This window comes from Ruminiclostridium herbifermentans (genome assembly GCF_005473905.2).
Lineage (GTDB): Bacteria > Bacillota > Clostridia > Acetivibrionales > DSM-1351 > Ruminiclostridium > Ruminiclostridium herbifermentans.
The window spans coordinates 3,849,039-3,870,993 of the sequence record NZ_CP061336.1 but is presented as its reverse complement, the minus strand read 5'-3'; the positions used below and the strand labels follow the sequence as shown (position 1 = coordinate 3,870,993).

The following is a 21,955-nucleotide window of genomic DNA, read 5'->3' as shown; positions in this document are numbered from 1 at the left end:
ATGGCAGTTAGTAAAAATGTAATGATTATACCTGCAATAAAACGCATGGGCAACAATCGAAAAGAAGATGAAACACCAAAACTTCGGGTTGCTGCTTATTGTCGAGTTTCTACCGACAGTGATGAACAAGCTAGTAGTTACGAAGTGCAGATTGAACATTATACTGAATTTATTAAGAAAAATTCAGAGTGGGAATTTGCAGGGATCTTTGCTGATGATGGTATCAGCGGTACAAACACAAAAAAACGTGATGAATTTAACCGTATGATTGATGAGTGCATGGCCGGTAAAATTGACATGATTATTACAAAGTCAATTAGCCGGTTTGCTAGGAATACCTTAGACTGCCTACATTACATCAGAAAATTAAAAGATAAAAATATTGCGGTATATTTTGAAAAAGAAAATATCAATACACTGGATGCCAAAGGTGAAATTATGCTAACTATTATGGCTTCCTTAGCGCAACAAGAAAGCCAGTCATTAAGCCAGAATGTAAAGCTTGGTTATCAATACCGATACCAACAAGGAGAAGTAATGGTCAATTGCTCTAGGTTTTTAGGATATACCAAGGATGAGAATAAGCGATTAGTAATTGTACCGGAGGAGGCTGAAATAGTTAAGAGAATTTACCGAGAATATCTTGAAGGCTCCAGTATGGATAAAATTAAAAAAGGACTTGAAGCAGATGGCATACTTACAGGAGCGGGCAAAAAAAGGTGGCATACCAGTACCATAAGGAAGATATTAAGCAATGAAAAATATATTGGTGATGCATTGCTCCAAAAAACTTACACAGTAGATTTTCTTACAAAAAAGAGGGTTGTAAATAACGGTATCGTACCTCAATATTATGTTGAGAATAGTCATGAAGCTATTATCCCGCGTGAAATTTTCATGCAGGTTCAAGAAGAGTTAGTTCGTAGAAGTAAAGGACATATAAGTACTAGTGGAAAGAAAAGAAACTTTAGTGCAAATCATGTATTTTCACAAATTATTTTCTGTGGAGAGTGTGGTGAAATATACCGTAGAGTTCATTGGAATAACAGAGGCAAAAAATCGATTGTTTGGAGATGTGTCAGTAGGCTTGAGAATACAGGGTTAGCTTGTCATTCTCGAACTGTACAAGAGGACATGATAGGCTTAGCTACGGTGGATGCAATTAATAAGCTACTTGGGCAAAAAGATGACTTTTTGATTACCTTAAAGGAAAATATAGAAACTGTGATAAGTGAAACGGACAATAATTTAGTGTATGAAATAGATAAAAGGCTCGAAGAATTACAAAAAGATCTTTTGCGATTGGCCAATTCTAAAGAAGATTATAATGATATAGCCGATGAAATCTATAGGCTTAGGGATGAAAGGCATAAAGTTTTAGCAGAAGAAGCCGGAAAAAAGGGTTCTAAGCAAAGACTAGAAGAAATGGTTGATTTCCTAAATGAACAACCCACCCTCCTTGAGGAGTATGATGAGCAACTAGTAAAAAAGCTTATAGAGAAAATAACGGTCTATGATGATAAACTTACTATTGAATTTAAATCTGGTGTTGAAATTGACATAGAAATATAAAATGGGTTTGACCGCCGATTAAGGGGCTGTGGCATCTTGGTCGGCGGTTTTTGTAATTAACTTATTACAATTACAAAATCATATTGACAACTATCGATATGCTTGATATTATTGTCATATCGAGAACATTCGATATCATTGATACATATAAATATAAAGGAGGTAATTTTATGAAGCATTCATATGCAGATTATGTTCCTGCAATTAAGGCTATGTCAGATGAAACACGGTTAAAGATTATAGATATGCTATCGTGTGGAGAAATGTGCGCATGCGATATATTAGAAGAATTCAGTATTTCTCAATCCACTCTTAGTTATCATATGAAGATATTATCTGAAAGTGGTCTTGTAAATGCAGTACGTGATGGGGCATGGATGATATATACATTAAACAAGAAAAAAACGGATGAGGTAATAGCTTTCTTTACATGCATAACAAATGACAAAGAAGATTGTATTTGTAAAAAGAGCAAAAATAAAAAATCTGATAATCAATGTTGTTAAGGAGGATTTAGTAATGAAAAATATTGAGATTTTTGACCCAGCAATGTGTTGCTCAACAGGAGTTTGTGGTCCATCTATTGATCCGGAGCTGTTAAGAGTAGCAACTGTAATTAATTCGCTTAAAGAAAAAGGGATTATTATAAAAAGGCATGGTTTGTCTAGTGAACCCCAGGATTTTATCTCCAATAAAGTTATAAGTGAAATTCTACAAAAGGAAGGAGCAGATATTCTTCCTGTAACACTGGCAGATGGTGAAATTGTAAAAACCAAAAGCTACCCAACAAACGAAGAGTTTTCAGAATGGTTAGGGGTGGAAATAAGCACAAAACCTCAAAAGAAGAGTGGCTGCTGCGGACCAAAGGGGTGCTGTTAAGATGTTAAAGAATAATTATGAGCCATTTAGTTTAGATGGGATAAATCTGACTAAGTATATGTTTTTCACAGGAAAGGGTGGTGTAGGTAAAACTTCAACCGCTTGTGCTGTGGCAGTAAATTTAGCTGATAATGGAAAAAGTGTTCTCCTTATAAGCACTGATCCTGCATCCAATTTGCAGGATGTTTTTAATACTGAGCTTGATGGCAAAGGTGTGCCGATTGATGGAGCGCCGGGTTTAGTTGTGGCGAATCTTAACCCAGAGGAAGCTGCCAGAGAGTATAGGGAATCGGTTATTGCTCCATATAGGGGGAAGTTGCCGGATAGTGTAATTGTAAATATGGAGGAACAACTCTCGGGTTCATGTACTGTTGAAATTGCCGCTTTTGACCAGTTTTCGAACTTCATCACTGATAAATCCACAGAGAATAAATACGATTATATTATTTTTGATACTGCTCCGACAGGGCACACACTTCGTATGCTGCAATTACCATCAGCGTGGAGTAATTTTATCAGTGAAAGTACACATGGGGCGTCATGTTTAGGTCAGCTCGCTGGACTTCAAGATAAAAAGGATATGTATAAGAATGCGGTTGAAAACCTTGCAGATAAAGATAAAACAACTTTGATATTGGTATCAAGGCCGGAGGAAACTCCTTTGATTGAAGCTGAACGTTCAAGCCATGAGCTTAGTGAGCTAGGGATAAACAATCAGGTTTTAGTTATCAATGGTATACTGAGTGAAGCAACTGACGATGTTTCGATTAAAATGTTAGATAAGCAGCAAAAGGCTTTGGAAAATATGCCACAGGGTTTAAAAAAGTTTAAGATTTTCACTATACCACTTCGTTCCTATAACGTTGTAGGTATTGATAATATTAGAACATTTTTATATAGTGACGAATACACAAAAAATAGTATTTATAGCAAATCCTTAAATTTAAGACACCTAGATGTTCTGATTGAAGATATTTATAGGGCAGGTAAAAAAGTGATATTTACAATGGGCAAAGGCGGTGTTGGAAAAACAACTATTGCTGCAACCATTGCTGTGGCTCTTGCTAGAAAGGGTGTTAAGGTACATTTAACATCTACAGACCCAGCTAATCATCTCAAATATGTGGTTGAAGATACTGAAAATATTAAGCTAAGTAAAATAGATGAAAAGCAGGAACTATTGCGATATCAAAATGAGGTATTAAGTAAGGCTCGTGAAACAATGAGCGAAGATGATGTTGCTTATGTTGAAGAGGATTTACGCTCTCCATGCACACAGGAGATTGCAGTATTTAGAGCATTTGCTGAGATTGTTGACAAGGCTGAAAACGAAGTTGTAATAATTGATACTGCACCAACGGGTCACACGCTTCTGTTGCTTGATTCTACACAGAGCTACCATAGAGAAGTGCAGAGAACCAAAGGTGAAACGCCAATATCTGTTCAAAGATTACTTCCAAGACTTCGGGATGAGAAACAAACAGAGGTTATTATTGTTACATTACCTGAAGCAACACCGGTATTTGAAGCTCAGAGACTGGGTGATGACCTGAATAGAGCGGGAATTAATAACAAATGGTGGGTGGTTAATCAGTGCCTTTCATTGACGAATACTAAAAATAGTATGTTAATAGCTCGCGCTGATGCTGAAAAGCAATGGCTGGAAAAAGTTAAGCAAATAAGTTCTGATAACTTTGTTGCAATCCCCTGGTTTCAGGATGCATCAATTGAAAATATAGTGAACTTTTCTGGAGGTAGTAAAAGTGATGAATAAAAGTGATGCTGGCTGTTGCTCTTGTGGCAGTGGCTGCTGCGGACAAGAACAGGAAAAAAGGCAGATTATAATAGATTTTCTTTATCTTGATCTGAGTGTGTGTAAGAGGTGTCAAGGAACTGAAACTAATCTTGAGGATGCAGTTAATGAAGTATCAACGGTATTAAGAGCGGCAGGGTTTGATATAGTATTGAATAAGATTAATATAAATTCAAGGGAGTTAGCCATTGAACACCATTTTTTAAGTTCTCCAACCATTCGTGTAAATGGCAGGGATATTGCTCTTGAGGTTAAGGAATCTTCCTGCAAGGAATGTGGAGATCTATGTGGCGACTCTGTGGATTGCAGAGTTTGGGTGCAGGATGGTATAGAGTATACGGAACCACCAAAATCCATGATTATTAACGCAATTTTGAAAGAAGTTTATGATGGCCATAGTTCAATCCCCTTGACAAATGAGAAATATGAAATCCCACAAAACTTAATTACATTTTTTGATAGCTTAGAAAGAAAGGAGGATTGATTTACATGAGTAAGGAACGTAATAGTGGAATTGGATTTTTTGAAAAGTACTTAACCGTATGGGTTATTTTATGTATGTTTGCAGGTGTATTGATTGGAAAGTTTTTACCCGGAATTCCAGCGTTTTTAGGACGTTTTGAATATGCAAATGTTTCAATACCTATGGCGATTTTAATCTGGCTTATGATATATCCAATGATGCTAAAAGTAGATTTTCAAAGTATTAGAAATGTAGGAAAAAATCCTAAGGGGCTTTTTGTTACATGGATAACTAACTGGTTGATAAAGCCTTTTACCATGTTCGGCATTGCATGGCTGTTTTTCTTTGTAATTTTTAAATCTCTAATTCCGGCAGAATTGGCACAAGACTATCTTGCGGGAGCAATACTTCTTGGAGCGGCACCGTGTACAGCGATGGTATTTGTATGGAGTTATTTGACTAAAGGCAATGCGGCTTATACCGTCATGCAAGTGGCAACAAATGATCTTATAATTCTCATAGCTTTCACGCCCATAGTTGCGTTTCTTCTAGGTGTGGGCGGTGTAACCATACCCTGGGACACTCTTGTTTTATCTGTAGTATTGTTTGTTGTTATCCCGCTGGCTGGTGGTATAATTACCCGTAATTACATCACAAAAAAGCGAGGACTCGATTACTTTGAAAAGAGTTTTATACCGAAGTTTGGGAATATCACTACCATAGGTCTATTGCTAACATTAATAATAATCTTTTCATTCCAGGGCGATGTAATTCTGAACAATCCACTTCATATTGTTTTAATTGCTATACCATTAATTATTCAGACTTTCCTAATCTTTTTCATTGCATATCTAGCAAGTAAGGTTATAAAACTACCTCATGAGATAGCAGCGCCTGCTGGTATGATTGGTGCCTCTAACTTTTTTGAACTGGCAGTTGCCGTTGCGATTGCATTGTTTGGAACACAAAGCCCAGCTGCACTTGCTACCATTGTAGGGGTTCTAACAGAAGTGCCTGTTATGTTGATATTAGTAAAGATAGCGAATAATACAAGGCACTGGTTTCCAGAAAAAAGCTAGAAAGGAGGTAATACTTAATGAGTAATAAACTAAAGGTCGCATTTATATGTGTTCATAATTCATGTCGAAGCCAAATAGCCGAGGCACTTGGTAAGCACTTTGCAGGAGATATATTTGAAAGCTACTCTGCTGGCACAGAAACAAAACCTCAAATTAACCAGGATGCTGTGCGCCTAATGAAAGAGCTTTATGATATAGATATGGAGAAAACTCAACATTCAAAGTTGCTTGATGAACTACCTCCAGTAGATATTGTTATTACAATGGGGTGTAATGTGGAATGCCCTTACCTTCCATGTAAACACAGGGAAGATTGGGGGTTGGATGATCCTACAGGTAAGAGTGATGAGGAATTTAAAAGAGTAATATCAACAATAGAATCAAAAATAAAAGAGTTAAAAGCAAAACTAAAGTCATAATAATTATAACGCCAATTACAAATCTAGTAGTTGGCGTTATAATTATATATGTCGATATGTTCCCGCCTACCGATAGTGCAAAAAGTGCCTTTGACTTGTTCCCGACTACCGACAATGTAAAAGACATCAAACCACCCCGCTCGTTGCACGTTGAGTGCTGCGTATTGATGTCAAGGGTTAAAGAGTAGGTGTGTGGAAAGTCCATTAATACTGGGCTTTTCGAGGTTTGAGAGTATATATTCGATGTACTAAAATTGTGGAAAATATCACTTTGCGGGAACAAGTCCAAAGGCACGATTTTGAACGTGACAGAGCGATTTAGATGTTAGTGTTTGATGAGTGGTCAATTTGGATAACATGTGTTCGTGAGTGGTCGATTTAGATGTTTTTTGATTTTGCCTGGGTTGTGTGGTCGGGTTGGATGAAGAATAGTTTGGCCGAGGGGAGGATTTCACTTTATGACTAAGGAAGAAAAGCGAAATATTTGTGATAATATTTTCGAATATATAAAAGAGGATCTGTCTGAATGGTTAGATGATGAGATTTTTGTAAAAACATCTATGGAGCAATTGGGAGAGTTGTATTATAAACATACACAAAGTACTGTTGTTAACGCTACTGAAGAGTTACTAAATGCTGTAATAAGGACAATTTCTCCAAAGAATGTTGAATACAATAACCAGATAGATTATTATTGCGCACTATGCAATATTCTACATATTAAAGAGTTGCCTTCTCTGAAGATGATAAATGTTGAGAAAGAATATGAAGAAGTATTCGAGCAGAAATATAATTTGCTTTTAACAAAGTATCAGGCCGAGATGAATAGAATACAAGGTCGGCTGTTTCAAATAAAACTTGAGAGTGATGCAATAAAAAATGCAACACCCAGTTACTCTTTCATGCGGGACATATCTATAAAGTTATAATTAATAATGAACATATAATATTAAATAAAAATGTACAAATGTTATGATTACAGGGTATAAAAAGGAGGTACCCTAATGATTATCAAAAGTAGTATCATAACAGATTTAAATATTCAGACTGTCAAGGATCTTTATAAGTTAAAACCATTTATGGAGGATGCAACATTGAAAGTTAATAAAAGCCAGATTGCAAGAGAACTTGATGTCGATAGGCGTACAGTTGCTTGTGAGGGCGGACAAGGTTCTCACAGCCCCAATCAAAAACGAAGAGGAGCACTTATACTATGAAAAAAGATGGACTTTGTTACTAATGATAACCCGTTTGCAGGTAGAGTTATCTGTGGCTGCTGTGGAAGTACCTTTGGGAGAAAGGTTTGTAACTCAATAGATGAAAGATTAAAAAGAACTATTTGGCAGTGTAATAGCAAATACAAGGTTAAAGGAAAAATAGGGTGTGGGAACAGGCATATTAATGAAAAGGTTTTATATCAGGTATTTGTTGATGCGTTTAATGAGTTGGTCAAAAATATAGATTACTATATGACAAAGTGGGAAAAGCAAATTGAAAGCGAGGATATTTTGGAGAGAGTTACTGCCAAGAGGTTTATTAATGTTTTTAATGAGACAAAACCTATAGAAAATTTTGATGCTGGATTATACTTTAAATTAGTTGAGAAGATAATGGTTTATGAGGATGGAATTAGTGTGGAATTGTTGGATGGGTCAGAAATAAAGTGTGCATAGAAATATTAATATAATTCAATAATTTAATGTTAGCTTTTTAAACATTAGTTAAGACCGTTAATTAAAAAAATGTTTATACTGCAGATAAGATTTTCATGACAGATATATGTGGGTTTATAATGACCTGCCCAAATCAGAAACTTTGCAGAGATATTATTCCTTATTTGGCACCCATACAGCAGGGAGAGAAAGAAACCAAAGACTTCCCAGTTGCAACTAGAGAAGAAATGGAGGCATTATGGCATTCGAAGAAGAGGTAGTAATGCAGGCTGGGTTTAAATGATGTAATTTGTAACTACCCTTTGTTGAGGACATTGTTAATTCCATTTAATCAATTAAGGTATGATGACAATTTGATAATTGGTTTAATGATGGAATAATAACAATTATGAGTGTTAATGTTCTGTTTGAGTCGGGGGAGTGGAAGGAATAATACACGATAAATTAATTATGAATACACATACCTCAAAAAACTCAACAGACTATTGTTTGTTCAACCTAATGATATATAAGTCAATTCTTTAAATTGTAAAATAATTTCTATCTTGAAAAATAAAAATATTTATGCTAAAATTTTCAAATATTAACATATACACCCAAAAATTATCGGGAGTTGTAATATTTTTGTTAATTAGAGTAACTACTCATCTATAATGCCATAGAGCAATTTAAAGATGAAAAATAATAAATTTGGAGGATTTTATGATTTTTAAATTTTTAAAGAAACCTTTTTTAACGGGCTTGTTAGTTTTTTCGCTAATAGTTAACACATGCCCACTATCAGTTTTAGCTAAAGATAATACTGGTCATTTCAAAGCTAGGGATAATGTAAGAAATCTGATTCCTGATAGGCAAATTGAAAAAATTGATGAAAGTGAATTAGATAAGCTAGAAACATCTGTATCATATGGATTAATTGAATCATTAGTTACAATGCAAGGAAATCCTGATTGCCCGTGGCAACAGCAGTTAGAGGATGGAGACTTTTGTATAAAAAAGATTGTACCTCTCTATGATTTAGATGATAACCTATCTCAAACAATGATTATATATAATGATGGATCTATGATTGTTGACTCTGATAGTGGTGAGGTTATTCAATACTCGTTTGGAGAAGTTGATACTGAATATTTTAATGAAAATGATAGATGTTATGTTGATGGGCTTTCACATTTTTCAGTTTTAGGAAACAAAGTCAAGGATGGTATATATAAAGGGAAAGACATTGATAAAGTAAAGAATGGACATAATAAAAAACAAAAAAATAGAGATAAGAAGGAATCAAATAGATGGGGTACGCTATCTGATGATCAAAAAGAACAAATAATTTCTGGATTTAGATGTGGTAACAATGAAGGAAATCCAACTGGTGATTATATTACTGATCCCGTGACTTGGATTAAAAATTTTGAAAAAAAGCAAGGTACAACTTGGGGTGATGTTAAATACGAAAAAGGATATACGAAAACTTGCCCAGAGATTTTACAAGAAAGTTCTGATTATCCACATTATATGGATTGTGCTTTAATATCAACTCTTGAAATTATGGGCTATTACTGGTCTCTTACCGCTAGTGAAAAACGCTTGGCATATAATTCAATGGCGAATTCATCATATTATTCCATGGACACGGGTGTTGATTTTGATGATAATGATCAAATATTTAAGATAGCTGCTGAAGTAATTGGAAAACCAACTCAAAAAACATCTGATGATCCAGAAACGTTTTTCAGTAATATGAATTATTCTTTTTTTGAGAATACATTGAAGAACTATGGACCTTTTTATATTAGCCTATATCAAGAACCATATGGAAGTCATACAGTGACTGCTAAAGGCGTTATAAGATATTCTACAGTAAACAGGTACAATGCTACATTTAACTATGACTTTGCATTAATAAATGATCATTGGTCTAAAACTTCCGGGTCTACATATTTGAGTATTACATATGGTAATAATACATGGTATGCAACTGCCATAAAAGTTAACTACTAAATTTATAACATTTTGAACTCACTAGAGAATGCAATTTAGATACTCTAGTGAGTTCAATTATGAATTTTTGTAGCTATTCTAATTATTTTACAGAGTTTTTGTTATATATAGTAATATAAGTAATAGATATATATATAAATAGTTAGTGGAGGGGACTATGAAAACAAGAATTAAGATTTTATCAATGATATTGGCTATAGCTTTTATTTGCAGTTCATGTGGTAATGACAAAAATAACATACAAATTTCAAAAAGTAGTGCTTTTGCGATTGAACAAAATACATTTAAATTGTATCTTACAATTGCAAATAAAGCAGAACAAACATCAGATCCTTTTAAAGTTAAAATAAAAATAAATAATCCAATAATATCGGCTGCACTTGGATTTTATGAGAAAGAATTAAAGGAATCTGATAGGTCGAAATCTCCATTTGTGATTGAACCATATAAAGAAATTAATATGGATCAAGATTTCCCATTAATTCAAGACATTGATGAGACTTTAATAGGGGATAATATTGAAAATAGTGATAAAATTCCTTCGGTTCAAATAGAGATTATTGGTGACGATTTTACTAGAACTTTACCGTTAGATTATTTTTAGCCTTAATAAAGTAGGTATTGCAATTAATAAGTAGAAATTCACTTAGTTATAGATTAATAAAGTTCAATGTGTCCTTTTAGAGGTTGAATTTATAAACAAGATAACGGGTGCAATGGTTAAAAGACTAGCATTTTAGTGATGAGTATATTTATTTTGAAGTATTTGCACCAGAACCTCGTAGTGTTTCCATTGAAATAGACTTGATTTCATAAAGCATTTACTCCTTACCAATAATAGGATATGGTTTTAACATAGTTGTTGCAGAAGAGTCAAAAGTTTTTGCAACAGCCAAGCATAATATAAATTTCTGTCTTACTATTTGTAATCAGTATGCTATAATGGTCATAAAGTATGTGTGTAAAAGTAAACTATGAAATGAGGTGCAATCTTGGATTTTAAAAGAATATTAGAAAAACAAAAGTTGTATGAAGAGGGAAAAGATACACTTCATGAAGTCACAATTGAATCTTACAATAATGCGTTTGAAGTAGAATTTACTCATAACTCTACTGCAATAGAGGGAAATACCCTTACACTTATGGAAACTAAAGTGGTATTGGAAGATGGTATTTCCATTGGAGGAAAAACACTTAGAGAAATATACGAAGTTGTAAATCATCAAAAAGCCTTCCGTTATGTGAAGCAATGTATAAACGAAGGGCTACCTTTGAGCGAAAAAATAGTAAAAGACATTCATGCGCTTGTTACGGAGAATATCATAGTTGGTGGTATATATAGAAATGAAGAGGTTTTTATTAGTGGTGCCAGTCACACACCACCTGCAAGAAATGAAATGTACATTCAGATAAAGAATTTCTTTGCTGATTTAATGTATAAGAAAGATTTGAATCCAATTGAACTAGCAGCATGGACACATGCAGAGTTTGTTAGAATTCATCCGTTCCTAGATGGTAATGGTAGAACAGCAAGACTGATTATGAACTATCAATTGATGAGCTATGGTTTTTTGCCTATTTCTATAGCGAAAGAAAATCGATTGGATTATTATAATGCATTAGATAAATATGCAGTTCAAGGCATTCTAGATGATTTTGTAAATATGATTGCAGAATTGGAAGAAGCACAGCTTGATAAATATATCTCTATAATACAGGAACAAAATCAATCACATCAAATTCAACAAATGTGACAAGTATGAATATGCTTTAAAAGTATCAGCCTTATGTATAGTTTTGATACTTTTATTGATTTTGTGAAAAAAATGATCATATTGAAAAATACTTTATCAAGACAATTGAATAATTGTTCAGAATAAAGTTCTCAAATGAAAAAAGTTACTAGTTTGCCAAGTTAATAACCAAGGCGTACTACTTGTGTGATTGTGTGAGATGGCACTTGTATAGTTGTAAATATGCTGCCGTCCGCAGGATTTACCGTGAATATCTAGACAGAAGAGGCTAATATGTAATAGCAGGGTAAACACTTGCCATAAAATAATTAACCCCATATAATTATATAATGTTTAGTGACAATCTTATTCTTAGTGGTGAAGGAGTACTATGAAACTTAATTTAGATACTGTTCTTAGGATATTAGAAAAAGAAAAAATATTATATTTGGCAACAACAAATAATCGTTTTCCAGATAATTCAGCTGTTTGTTTTGCATATGATCAAAATCTCCATCTTTATTTTGGAAGTTATTCTGATACGTTAAAGTGTATTAACATTAAAAATAATCCTTATGTAGCAATATGTGTTGGGACTTTACAAATTCATGGTATTGTTAGAATGATTCAGTATGGAAGTGAAGAATATAAAAACAAAAGGGAAATTTATGATAAGCGTTTTCCTAAGTATAAATCAGTATTTGAAAAGAGTTGTAATGAATTATATGAAATAAGGCCTCTTGTAATTTGGAACTATAACACTTCTTTAGGGGAGATGAATAGGGATGAATTAGTATTTGATGAAGAGTATTATCAATCAATTTCGCCTTATAAATTTCATAAATATGATGAGAGGTCATAAGTTAAGCTTAAAATATCATACTTTTCTGTAGTTATTAAATTAATTTGTAAGAAATAAAGCCTTCAATACCAATTTGTTTTGAAGGTTTTATTGCCTACAAATTACTTGAATTGAAAGTAAAAGCAGGCACCAAATCAACGAAAAAATGGTTTGCCCAGGCGACTGTTTCAAAAATATAGGTTGCCGCCAAGGGGAGACTAGAGAGATACCACATCATTTTTGCCTACTCAAGGCACGTTGAAACGACAATCTGATGACGAAATGTGGTTCGGAGGAGAAAAAATAAAGTTTGACCACAATATGTTGTGGTTTTGGAGAAAATTTGGGGCAAAAATTGAGCGAAAAAATGCTCTTTTTTGCCCCTTAAATATGGGTGTAGATAATAATTTTAATTGACAGGGGGTGTTTCTATTGTCAGAGACTTCTTTTTTAGGAGAATTGAAAAAAAGAACAGATGTCTATATTGATGATAATGTATTTCCGGATGGTTTGTTGCTTGGAGATAGAATTAAAGCAGCAACAATTATAATAGCTACTGGAGCGAGTGTGCTTGTTGGCACCATTGTAGGTGAATTGATTAGTAATACTCCTGTAGGTACTGTACCAGTTATAGGAGAGATTTTACAGGCATTTGGCTCAACCTTGGTCAGCGGTTTGCTCTCGTGCACATTATTGATTTTCCTTGATAGAAGTAAGCTGATGAATGCAATTATTAATGGTTTAAATATGTTTCCTTCAGAGACTAATAATTATAAGGGGATTGCAGATGTAATGGAAAGATTGGCTGCTAAATTAAGCAATATTGATATTAGCCTTTTCAGGGAAGAAACAGAAAATTCAGTAATGCTGCTGCAAAGATAGAAAAATGTGAAAATGATGAAGAATTAAATAAAGTATTATTAGCTACATACAAAGTTTTTGCCATAAAGCTGCCTTGGAATGGAGATTTTGATACCTTCATGGGCAATAAATCCAATAGGCTGGTGTACAGCTAATGTTTAAATGCAGTAAATGCGGAGAATGCTGCCGTGATCTTGATAAATCAGAATTATATATTGATTTAGACAGGGGATATGTAAATACCTTGATGGTAATTTACGTTCTATATATGATGACAGGCCATTGCTTTGCAGAGTAGATGATAGCTATTGGGAATACTTCAAAGAGAAATACACGTTGGAAGAGTATTATAAACTTAATTATGAGGTCTGTAGAAGACTTCAGAATAAATAATGAATGGGGTATTAGTCATGACATTGCCATTAATTATTAGTGGACTGGCAGTAGCAGCCGGTATAACAGGGGTCGGTTCTGGAATTCGTGGTGGAATAAAGATGAAGGAAGCAAACGACACAATGAAATTGGCACAGTCAAAGCAGCAGGCGGCAGTAAACAGGTTCAAGAAAAGTAATTCAGAGACTACTAACATAACAGTAATGCAAAATCATAAAATTATATAAATAAGAATTTAATTCCAAAAATGAAATGAGTTGACAAATATGGACAATGTGAGTATAATTATTTCAAAAAGGTACAAAAAGAGGTTATAAGCATGAATATTCTGGTTTTAATTGGGTCATCAAGAAAAAATGGAAACTCTTCTAATATATTTGAATACTTGAAGAACCATGAATTAAGTAATAAATATACAATAGAAGGTGTATATATCAGTGACTATAAAATTGAAAATTGTAAATCATGTTATATGTGTGATAAGGGTACATGTGTTATTGATGATGATATGCCAAAGATTGTGGACAAAATGTTAAAAGCAGATGCAATTATTTACTTACCAGTTGTTTATGCTTTTTCAACAAATTCGATTATGCAGAAATTTCTTGAAAGATGTGGTTTTGGATTCTTAAGAACTAAAGGACGTCCTTTAAAAGATAAGCTCGCTAATGTCATTGCTGTTGGAAGAAGATACGCACATCTTAGTGTAATTTCACAAATTTTTATGAATATTTACCTAAATGAAATGATTATTCTTGGAAGTGGTTTTCCTCTTGTAGTAATGTGTGATGGAGACTTTCCTGGAGATGCAATGCTTGATGAGGAAGGGAAAAATTCTATCAACAGATGTATAACCAGAATGGTGGAATATTACTATGAGAAAAGGCAAGCAGTAGTTTAAGCTGTTAGCGGCATATAGAAAGGGTATAATATGATTTTGATGATAGATAACTATGATTCTTTTACATTTAATATTGTACAATATATAAAAGTACTGAATTATGATATTTATACTGTCCGTAATGATGCTATTGATATAGATTCTATTAGAAAATTAAAGCCTGAATGCATTATTATATCTCCTGGTCCTAAAGCACCAAAGGATGCCGGAATATGTCTTGATATTATACATGAGTTCAAGGGTCAGATTCCTATACTTGGAATATGTTTAGGGCATCAATGCATAGGAGAGGCTTTCGGAAGTGATATAGTTCATGCGAGAAGCTTAATGCATGGTAAGACCTCAATAATAAATTCCTTGGAAAAGGGTATTTTTAAGGAGTTTAGCAGGAAGCAATTTATTGCAACTAGATATCATTCTTTGGCAATAAAAAGAGAAACTTTACCAGACTGCTTGGAAATCACTTGTGAAACAGATGATGGAGAAATAATGGGAGTAAAGCATAAAGATTATGATATTGAGGGATTACAATTCCATCCTGAGGCTATATTAACTGAGGGCGGATATGAGATGCTAAAAATATTTTTGGATAGATGTAATTGTAAAGCCAAAATAAATCCAGATTCGGCTGCTATAGATAACACTATGTTTAGTTCAGATAACGATGTCTTTTTCAGCAGAATCAATATACAGCTAAAGCAAGAAATTGAGACATACGAATATGACGGGGATTTTTATTCGGGATTTTTAAGTCTTTACAACTATAGTGACAGATATCATGATTGTGCCTTCCTTGATTCGGCAGGTGGTCCAATAACTGATTGTAATTTTTCTGCAGTAGCGATTGATAAGCAGTTTACGGTTAAGCTAAAAAATGGATTGTTGATAATTGAGGGTGTAAATAAAAGGTATATAGATCACTTAAGCGAAGCGCTGTCTATATACTTTAAACGTAAGAATGGTTGTTTTGATATCAGTGGATACAGATTTTCTAAAATATTTAACCTAATTAAAAGTTCATTTTATCTTGACATTTTACATGATAAAAAATTAATTATATCTGTACCACTTATAGGCTATTTTACATATGAATATCTTCATTACCTTGAATCAGTTCCTAAAAATAATGTAGACCCGCTTGACTTTCCTGATGTTGAGTTAAGCTTCTATTCTACAATTATTTATTCAGAATACAAGAGCAAAAGCTTCTCAATAATATCTAATTACGATACTATTGCACTACCTAAAGAACATATAATTAAGTGCTTTCAGAATCCTTATAAACACAAACCTAAAGTGGAAACAAATCGAGGAACTGAAAACCTTGAGAGTTGGATAAAGCAGAATATTAGTAAAGAAAAATATTTAGAAATAGTTGAAAAATGTAAAAAATATATTGTTGAGGGAGATATATTTCAAGTTCAAATATCGATGAGAGAAGAAATTAATGCTGAATGTGAACTTTTTGATGTATACAATCAAATCAGACGATTGAATCCATCACCATATATGAGTTTTATTCAAAATGATACATATACTTTTGCTAGTAATAGCCCTGAACTCCAATTTTCGGTAGTAGATGGGCACGCTATGATTAGGCCTATTGCAGGTACATCCAAAGGAAAAGGGCAGGATGCTGATGAAAGAGCAAAAGTACTGGAGGAGTTTTCAAAAGATAAAAAGGAAAATGCAGAGCATATAATGCTTGTAGACCTAGCAAGAAATGATATCGGAAGAATGGCTGTAAAGGGATCTGTACATGTTCCTGATTTATTGAAAGTTGAAGAATATTCTAATTTTTTTCATATGACTAGTACAGTAAAGGGTAAGCTACAATCCGATTTAAATTCCATGGAACTTTTTGAAGCGACATTCCCAGCAGGAACGTTAACTGGAGCACCAAAAATCCGTGCGATGGAAATAATTTCAGAACTTGAGCCAGAAAAACGTGGACCATACGGTGGTGCTATTGGATGTTTTGATTTCAATGGAAACATAATAAGTTCAATTATAATAAGAACCGCTATAAAAAAAGATGGCAGAATATATATACAGGCAGCTGCTGGAACAGTTGCAGATTCTATACCTGAAAACGAATGGAATGAAGTATTAAACAAGCTTGGTGCATTGAGACAGTCTATTACTAATGTATGTAAGACTAATTTGTATAAAAGTTTATCATTATAATGTAAAAAATAAATATTAAAAAATAATCAAATAATTTTTGAAAGGGGATTATATAGAAATGGATAATGTAGGTATTGATTTTAACAACATTGAATGGAAAAAGTGGGACAAGCCTGGAGCAGTAGGAAGAGTAAAGATGGTGTTCTGCAATGGCAAAAGAGTAAGGATTCTTGAACTTCCAGCAGGATTTAACGAAGAAAAATGGTGTGAAATAGGACACCAAGGATATGTATTAAGCGGTGTATTTACAATAATGTTTGAAGACAGTAGCTATGAATGCAAACCAGGAATGGGTTTTGTAATCCCTGACGGTGTAAAACATCGTTCAAAAGGTCTAGACAATGATAAAACAGTTGTGTTTGTAGTCGATGAAATCGGAGTTGATAATATTTATGGAGAAAATAAATGACTTACGCTCAGCAGTAAAATTCCTCGAAAGTCAAGGAGAAAGTATTTTAGAGTATACCAAACCAATTGATGCAAATTGCGAATTGGCGATGCATTATGTAAATCATGGAGCGGGCGTACCAGCATCTCCTAATTGTATAGAGGGGTCTCCCATTCTTTATAAAAATGTAAAAGGTTATTCTATTCCTGTGTTAATGGGTTTATTTGGAAGCAGAAAAAGGAGCAACCTTTTGCTTAGCAGTCAAAATAATAATTCCGTGATAGAGGTTATGCTAAATGCACTTAAAAACAGAATTCCACCTAAGAGCCTTGATAATCCGCCATGTCAGGAAAATATAGTAAGAGACGTGGATATTATGAAGCTTCTTCCAATACCAACTTTGTCAAAGTACGATTGCGGACCCTTTATCACACTTGGTGTTGTATATGCCACTGATCCAGAAACAGGCCAAAGAAACTGTTCTATACATAGGTTTTGCATTCACAGTAAGGATACGATGAGTATATGGATTGTTCCAGGTCGTGATTTGGGAGTGCTATATAATAAAGCTATTAAGAAAAATGCAAGTCTTCCTATATCAATAAATATTGGATTGGATCCAGCAATTTATTATGCAGCTTGTTTTTCAAATCCAACAGTTGCTACTGGTGATGATGAACTTTCTATTGCAGGTGGCATTAGAGGATGTCCTGTAAATGTTTCAAAATGTATTTCAGTTGATGCATTATGTATAAGTAATGCGGAGATAGTTCTGGAAGGCGAGATTACAAATGAATTGGTAAATGAAAATCTAAATGATCCATTAGGATTTTCTCTTCCTGAATTTCTTGGTTATCAAGGTACTGCAAAAAGCTCTATACCTTTGGTAAAAATAAAAGCTATTACACATAGAAATGATGCAGTTTACCAAGCCTTACTTGGCCCTGGAAAGGAGCAGTCAGAACTTCTGAGTATTCCTGCTGAGGCATCTGTAATTAAGCTTTTGAAGGAAAATCTTTATGGAGATTTTATTAATGCCCATTATAGTTCAGCAGGAGGAGGACTTTTATTCTTAATTCTGCAAATAAGAAAGAAGTCTGAAAGGGATGATGCTTTAGTTAAGCAGGCAGGATTATTGGCTCTTTCTGCCTTCCATATGCTAAAGCACGTCATAATTGTTGACGAGGATGTTAATATTTATTCCCATGAGGATGTATTATGGGCTATGACCACGCGGTTTCAGGCAGACAAAGATTTCACATTGATTCAGAACATGCCTGGTTTCTCGGCAGATCTCACACAGTCTCCACAGTACTCGAAAAGCATTAATGCAATCGGAAATACAGCAAAGGCTGTATTTGACTGTACAGTACCATGGAACATGAAAAATGAATTTAAAAGAACATTCTATAATTATTAAGTATAGAAATACCATAAAATGAAATAGCGTTAAGCTTATGTAATATTATTTATATTATACAATTAATTATATAAATGAAATTATGAAGGAGGTTTTATGAAAGAAGAAATAGAAAAAGTAAGAGCGGAAATTGATAAGATAGATAATGTAATTGTAGAATCACTGGTAAAAAGAATAGATTGTGTATTAAAAATTGTAGAATATAAAACAAGTGAGGAAGAAGTAATTGGTTGTGACAGAGTAAAAATAGTACTGGATAAAGTTAGAAATAAGGCAGTACAAGCAGGCGGTCATGAGGAATTGATTGTAGAGATATATAAAAACATAATTAAAGTGATTACAGATATGCAACTTGAAATATTGAGAAAAAGGAATAACTAAAAAATAGGAGAAAAGAAATGAAAATTGTTGTAATTTTGGCTCATCCAAAAAAGGGAAGCTTTAATCATGCGATTGCGAATATGGTAGTTGAAACTCTTGAAGGTGTAGGACATGAGGTAATATATCATGACTTGTATGAAGAAAGTTTTGACCCGATTTTAAGAAGTGCGGAAATACCTAAAGGGGCTTGTGTTGATGATGTTATTAGCAATCACTGCAATGAGATAGCAAATGCCGATGGTATAATTATAGTACATCCGAACTGGTGGGGACAGCCTCCAGCATTATTAAAGGGCTGGATAGATAGGGTTATTAGACCTGGAGTGACTTATGAGTTTGAAGAAAATGACAGCGGTGAAGGTGTTCCTATCGGTTTGCTGAAGGCAAAAGCAGCCATTGTTTTTAATACATCAAATACTTATCATGAGAGAGAGATGAATGTATTTGGTGATCCGCTTGAAACAATATGGAAAAATTGCATTTTTGGGTTGTGCGGTGTTAATAATTTTTATAGAAAGATGTACGGGGTTATCGTAACTAGTACCATTGAAGAAAGAAAGTCTTGGCTTGATGATGTAAAGGAAACTGTTATCAGATATTTTCCAAAAGAGGGCTGATATATAATTATATTTTAAATTTACATATACTATTATGGGCAAAAGTACTAAGGCTTTTTGCTTTAGTCTTTTGCCTAATATGTATTTCCAGTTTAAACATCTTTAAAGCAATAAAGTATTATAAAGGATTAGTTTGAGGAGAAAATCTGATAGTAATATTTTTTCTAACAGAAGGGAACTAAATGAGCGAAATAAGAAAAATAATAAATATCTGCATATATGGTGTTGGCGGTGTTGGAGGATATTTTGGAGGTAAACTTTGTCAATCTATGTCAGCTAGTACACATTTTATAAAGGATAAGGATTTTAGAGTTTATTTTGTAGCAAGGGGAGAGCATTATAAAGAAATATATTCAAATGGGCTGACTATGCATACCGAGGAACAGGGAGAAATAATTATTAAACCATATGCAGTAGTGAATGATGCTTCATTGATTCCTCCTGCAGATATTTACATTATATGCACGAAAAGTTATGATTTATGCGGTGCTATAGAGTCTATAAAGGATAAGATTACAAATGATACAGTTATTTTACCTCTCTTAAATGGAATAGACATATATGAGAGAATTAGACAAGTATGTGATAAGGGAATAGTTTTTCCTGCCTGTGTGTATATAGCTTCATATATAGATAAGCCAGGAGTTATTAAGCAGACAGGCCCTAATGGAAGAATAGTGTTTGGACGTGATCCTCAAAATTATTCTTACATTCCCTATGATTTATTTAAATTATTCGAAAGGGCAGGAATACAATTCCAATGGGTTGATAATCCATACCCATTGATTTATGAAAAATACATACTTATATGCTCGTTTGCTTTAGTTACGGCTAAATTTGGAGTCACGATGGGAAGGGTTATTGAGGACAGCTATTTATTAAATATCCTTAAAAATATCATGAGAGAAATTAAAAGCATAGCTGATAAAAAAGGCATTAATATGTCCGATAACATAATAGATGATTGCATTGAGTTGGTAAGAAAATATCCGGCTGATACAAAAACATCATATCAAAGAGATATTGAACAAATGAAAGAGCATAATGAGGGAGAATTATACGCAAATACAATAATTACATTAGGAGAAAGCTTAAACATAGATACACCATATACCAAATTAGTCGCAAACATAGAATAGGTTGCTAGCCTATACTGATATAATACTAGCGACAAATGTGTTTGGAAATTAAGTTAAGATGTAACAGAGGCTTTAAATGATACAGATAACCAGAAAGAGAAATCGTTTGGAAATAAAAATGATGGCGGTCAGTATGGGAAATGATTTGTGTATTATACTGACGGGAGGTGATAGCCCCCACTTGGGAGCAGTAACAGTGGGTTCTTGCACCGAAGCCTTTCGAACATTCACTTTTAAGAAGCATAAGGAAAATGTTATTACAGATTTGTTTTCTAGTATATTAAAAAGAAAATATAAGGGCAATTTTGCTATTTGCTGCGGTATACATTTGGATAATATATCTTCTGAAGAAATAAATTACTCATTTGAATTATGTCAGGAGATAGCTGAAGAATTATGTATTATGCTAAGAAGTAAAAACATATGAGGGGTACGATGAAGCTAATAGTTGGAATAACTGGGGCAACAGGAGTTATATATGCAATAAGGCTTTTGGAGGCATTAAGGAGAATCAATAATGTGAAAGCATATCTTATAATGAGCGAATGGGCAAAAAAGAATCTTGAGATAGAAACTGTCTACACATATGATTATATTGAAAGTCTTGCTGATGAGGTGTTTGACAATGGTAATTTGGGTTCTAAAGTCTCAAGCGGGTCATTTATTACCGATGGAATGATTATTGTTCCTTGCAGTATGAAGTCATTAAGTTCAATAGCAAATGGTTACTGCGAAAGCCTCATTTCAAGAGCAGCTGATGTAGTTCTCAAGGAAGGAAAAAAACTGGTTTTATGCCCTAGAGAGACACCTCTAAATGCAATTCATCTTGAAAACATGTTGAAGCTTTCAAGATTGGGTGTAAGAATTGTACCGCCTATGCCAGCTTTCTATAATCGCCCTGAAACACTTGAAGATATCATCAACCATCATGTGATGAAAATCCTTGATCAGTTTGGCATAGAAACCTATATTTCAAAAAGATGGAATGGATAACTTATAAAAGAAAAAATAAAACATATTGACAATAACAAAAAATAGGTGTAAAGTAAGTAATAACAAAATAATTTTTGAAAAGTGAATATAGATAAAATCTATGAATGGGAAAAGTATTTAAGATGTTTTTATTACAGCGAGTTGACGATTGGTGAAAGGTTCAACATAATACTCTTAAAGAAATGGGCTCAGGAGATTTAGAACG

Annotated in this window: 27 protein-coding genes and 1 other annotated feature (1 of these 28 running past the window's edge); all 27 genes read left to right on the top strand. The window is 33.6% G+C overall.

What is annotated here, in order from left to right; translation table 11 throughout:
• The 27 genes from EHE19_RS15545 to EHE19_RS15415 all read left to right on the top strand — a co-directional run bounded on the left by EHE19_RS15545 (position 1) and on the right by EHE19_RS15415 (position 21,750).
• Positions 1-1,572: a recombinase family protein gene (locus tag EHE19_RS15545; RefSeq protein ID WP_137697021.1), complete on the top strand. Its 1,572-nt coding sequence runs from the start codon at positions 1-3 to the stop codon at positions 1,570-1,572.
• A 170-nt stretch (positions 1,573-1,742) separates the two neighbouring features.
• Complete coding sequence (locus EHE19_RS15540) at positions 1,743-2,078, top strand: ArsR/SmtB family transcription factor (RefSeq protein WP_137697020.1); 336 nt, start codon at positions 1,743-1,745, stop codon at positions 2,076-2,078.
• Positions 2,079-2,091: 13 nt separating this feature from the next.
• Complete coding sequence (gene arsD / locus EHE19_RS15535) at positions 2,092-2,451, top strand: arsenite efflux transporter metallochaperone ArsD (protein ID WP_014097257.1); 360 nt, start codon at positions 2,092-2,094, stop codon at positions 2,449-2,451.
• A 1-nt stretch (position 2,452) separates the two neighbouring features.
• On the top strand, positions 2,453-4,225 hold the full coding sequence (arsA, locus tag EHE19_RS15530; protein WP_137697019.1) for an arsenical pump-driving ATPase: 1,773 nt from the start codon (positions 2,453-2,455) through the stop codon (positions 4,223-4,225).
• Positions 4,218-4,748, top strand: a complete 531-nt coding sequence (locus EHE19_RS15525) for a DUF2703 domain-containing protein (protein ID WP_137697039.1) — start codon at positions 4,218-4,220, stop codon at positions 4,746-4,748. Before arsA ends, EHE19_RS15525 begins: the two co-directional genes overlap by 8 nt.
• A 5-nt stretch (positions 4,749-4,753) precedes the next feature.
• Positions 4,754-5,806 carry an ACR3 family arsenite efflux transporter gene (gene arsB / locus EHE19_RS15520; protein WP_137697018.1) on the top strand — a complete coding sequence of 351 codons (1,053 nt, stop codon included), beginning with the start codon at positions 4,754-4,756 and terminating at the stop codon, positions 5,804-5,806.
• 17 nt (positions 5,807-5,823) lie between these two features.
• Positions 5,824-6,225 carry an arsenate reductase ArsC gene (locus tag EHE19_RS15515; protein ID WP_137697017.1) on the top strand — a complete coding sequence of 134 codons (402 nt, stop codon included), beginning with the start codon at positions 5,824-5,826 and terminating at the stop codon, positions 6,223-6,225.
• Positions 6,226-6,683: 458 nt separating this feature from the next.
• Positions 6,684-7,154, top strand: coding sequence for a hypothetical protein (locus EHE19_RS15510; RefSeq protein ID WP_137697016.1), 471 nt, complete (start codon positions 6,684-6,686; stop codon positions 7,152-7,154).
• 75 nt (positions 7,155-7,229) lie between these two features.
• The gene (locus tag EHE19_RS15505) at positions 7,230-7,442 is read left to right on the top strand and encodes a hypothetical protein (RefSeq protein WP_190530351.1); all 213 of its coding nucleotides are present in this window, start codon (positions 7,230-7,232) and stop codon (positions 7,440-7,442) included.
• Between the two features lie 6 nt (positions 7,443-7,448).
• Positions 7,449-7,898: a recombinase zinc ribbon domain-containing protein gene (locus tag EHE19_RS15500; RefSeq protein ID WP_137697014.1), complete on the top strand. Its 450-nt coding sequence runs from the start codon at positions 7,449-7,451 to the stop codon at positions 7,896-7,898.
• Positions 7,899-8,017: 119 nt separating this feature from the next.
• Positions 8,018-8,158, top strand: coding sequence for a hypothetical protein (locus tag EHE19_RS19835; protein WP_244648256.1), 141 nt, complete (start codon positions 8,018-8,020; stop codon positions 8,156-8,158).
• A 442-nt stretch (positions 8,159-8,600) separates the two neighbouring features.
• On the top strand, positions 8,601-9,896 hold the full coding sequence (locus EHE19_RS15490; protein WP_137697013.1) for a hypothetical protein: 1,296 nt from the start codon (positions 8,601-8,603) through the stop codon (positions 9,894-9,896).
• A gap of 157 nt (positions 9,897-10,053) precedes the next feature.
• Positions 10,054-10,500 (top strand): hypothetical protein, encoded by a 447-nt coding sequence (locus EHE19_RS15485; protein ID WP_137697012.1) that lies wholly within the window; start codon positions 10,054-10,056, stop codon positions 10,498-10,500.
• 388 nt (positions 10,501-10,888) lie between these two features.
• Positions 10,889-11,650 (top strand): Fic family protein, encoded by a 762-nt coding sequence (locus EHE19_RS15480; protein ID WP_137697011.1) that lies wholly within the window; start codon positions 10,889-10,891, stop codon positions 11,648-11,650.
• 370 nt (positions 11,651-12,020) lie between these two features.
• Positions 12,021-12,491 carry a pyridoxamine 5'-phosphate oxidase family protein gene (locus EHE19_RS15475; protein ID WP_137697010.1) on the top strand — a complete coding sequence of 157 codons (471 nt, stop codon included), beginning with the start codon at positions 12,021-12,023 and terminating at the stop codon, positions 12,489-12,491.
• Positions 12,492-12,902: 411 nt separating this feature from the next.
• The gene (locus tag EHE19_RS15470; protein ID WP_137697009.1) at positions 12,903-13,352 is read left to right on the top strand and encodes a hypothetical protein; all 450 of its coding nucleotides are present in this window, start codon (positions 12,903-12,905) and stop codon (positions 13,350-13,352) included.
• Between the two features lie 133 nt (positions 13,353-13,485).
• Positions 13,486-13,629, top strand: coding sequence for a hypothetical protein (locus EHE19_RS19830; protein ID WP_244648255.1), 144 nt, complete (start codon positions 13,486-13,488; stop codon positions 13,627-13,629).
• Positions 13,630-13,741: 112 nt separating this feature from the next.
• Positions 13,742-13,951 carry a hypothetical protein gene (locus EHE19_RS15460; RefSeq protein ID WP_137697008.1) on the top strand — a complete coding sequence of 70 codons (210 nt, stop codon included), beginning with the start codon at positions 13,742-13,744 and terminating at the stop codon, positions 13,949-13,951.
• A gap of 92 nt (positions 13,952-14,043) precedes the next feature.
• Complete coding sequence (locus tag EHE19_RS15455; RefSeq protein WP_137697007.1) at positions 14,044-14,625, top strand: flavodoxin family protein; 582 nt, start codon at positions 14,044-14,046, stop codon at positions 14,623-14,625.
• Between the two features lie 30 nt (positions 14,626-14,655).
• Positions 14,656-16,812, top strand: a complete 2,157-nt coding sequence (locus EHE19_RS15450; RefSeq protein ID WP_137697006.1) for a chorismate-binding protein — start codon at positions 14,656-14,658, stop codon at positions 16,810-16,812.
• 58 nt (positions 16,813-16,870) lie between these two features.
• Positions 16,871-17,221, top strand: a complete 351-nt coding sequence (locus tag EHE19_RS15445) for a cupin domain-containing protein (RefSeq protein WP_137697005.1) — start codon at positions 16,871-16,873, stop codon at positions 17,219-17,221.
• The gene (locus EHE19_RS15440) at positions 17,205-18,620 is read left to right on the top strand and encodes a UbiD family decarboxylase (protein ID WP_171003538.1); all 1,416 of its coding nucleotides are present in this window, start codon (positions 17,205-17,207) and stop codon (positions 18,618-18,620) included. Before EHE19_RS15445 ends, EHE19_RS15440 begins: the two co-directional genes overlap by 17 nt.
• A 96-nt stretch (positions 18,621-18,716) precedes the next feature.
• Positions 18,717-19,001 (top strand): chorismate mutase, encoded by a 285-nt coding sequence (locus tag EHE19_RS15435; RefSeq protein ID WP_137697003.1) that lies wholly within the window; start codon positions 18,717-18,719, stop codon positions 18,999-19,001.
• Positions 19,002-19,018: 17 nt separating this feature from the next.
• Complete coding sequence (locus tag EHE19_RS15430; protein WP_137697002.1) at positions 19,019-19,618, top strand: NAD(P)H-dependent oxidoreductase; 600 nt, start codon at positions 19,019-19,021, stop codon at positions 19,616-19,618.
• Between the two features lie 182 nt (positions 19,619-19,800).
• Positions 19,801-20,757 carry a ketopantoate reductase family protein gene (locus EHE19_RS15425; protein WP_137697001.1) on the top strand — a complete coding sequence of 319 codons (957 nt, stop codon included), beginning with the start codon at positions 19,801-19,803 and terminating at the stop codon, positions 20,755-20,757.
• A 76-nt stretch (positions 20,758-20,833) separates the two neighbouring features.
• A complete protein-coding gene (gene lpdD, locus EHE19_RS15420) occupies positions 20,834-21,184 on the top strand; it encodes a prenylated flavin chaperone LpdD (RefSeq protein ID WP_137697000.1) in 351 nt (116 codons plus the stop codon).
• A gap of 8 nt (positions 21,185-21,192) precedes the next feature.
• Complete coding sequence (locus EHE19_RS15415) at positions 21,193-21,750, top strand: UbiX family flavin prenyltransferase (RefSeq protein WP_137696999.1); 558 nt, start codon at positions 21,193-21,195, stop codon at positions 21,748-21,750.
• Between the two features lie 91 nt (positions 21,751-21,841).
• Positions 21,842-21,955, top strand: a binding site (T-box leader) (it continues 108 nt past the right edge of the window).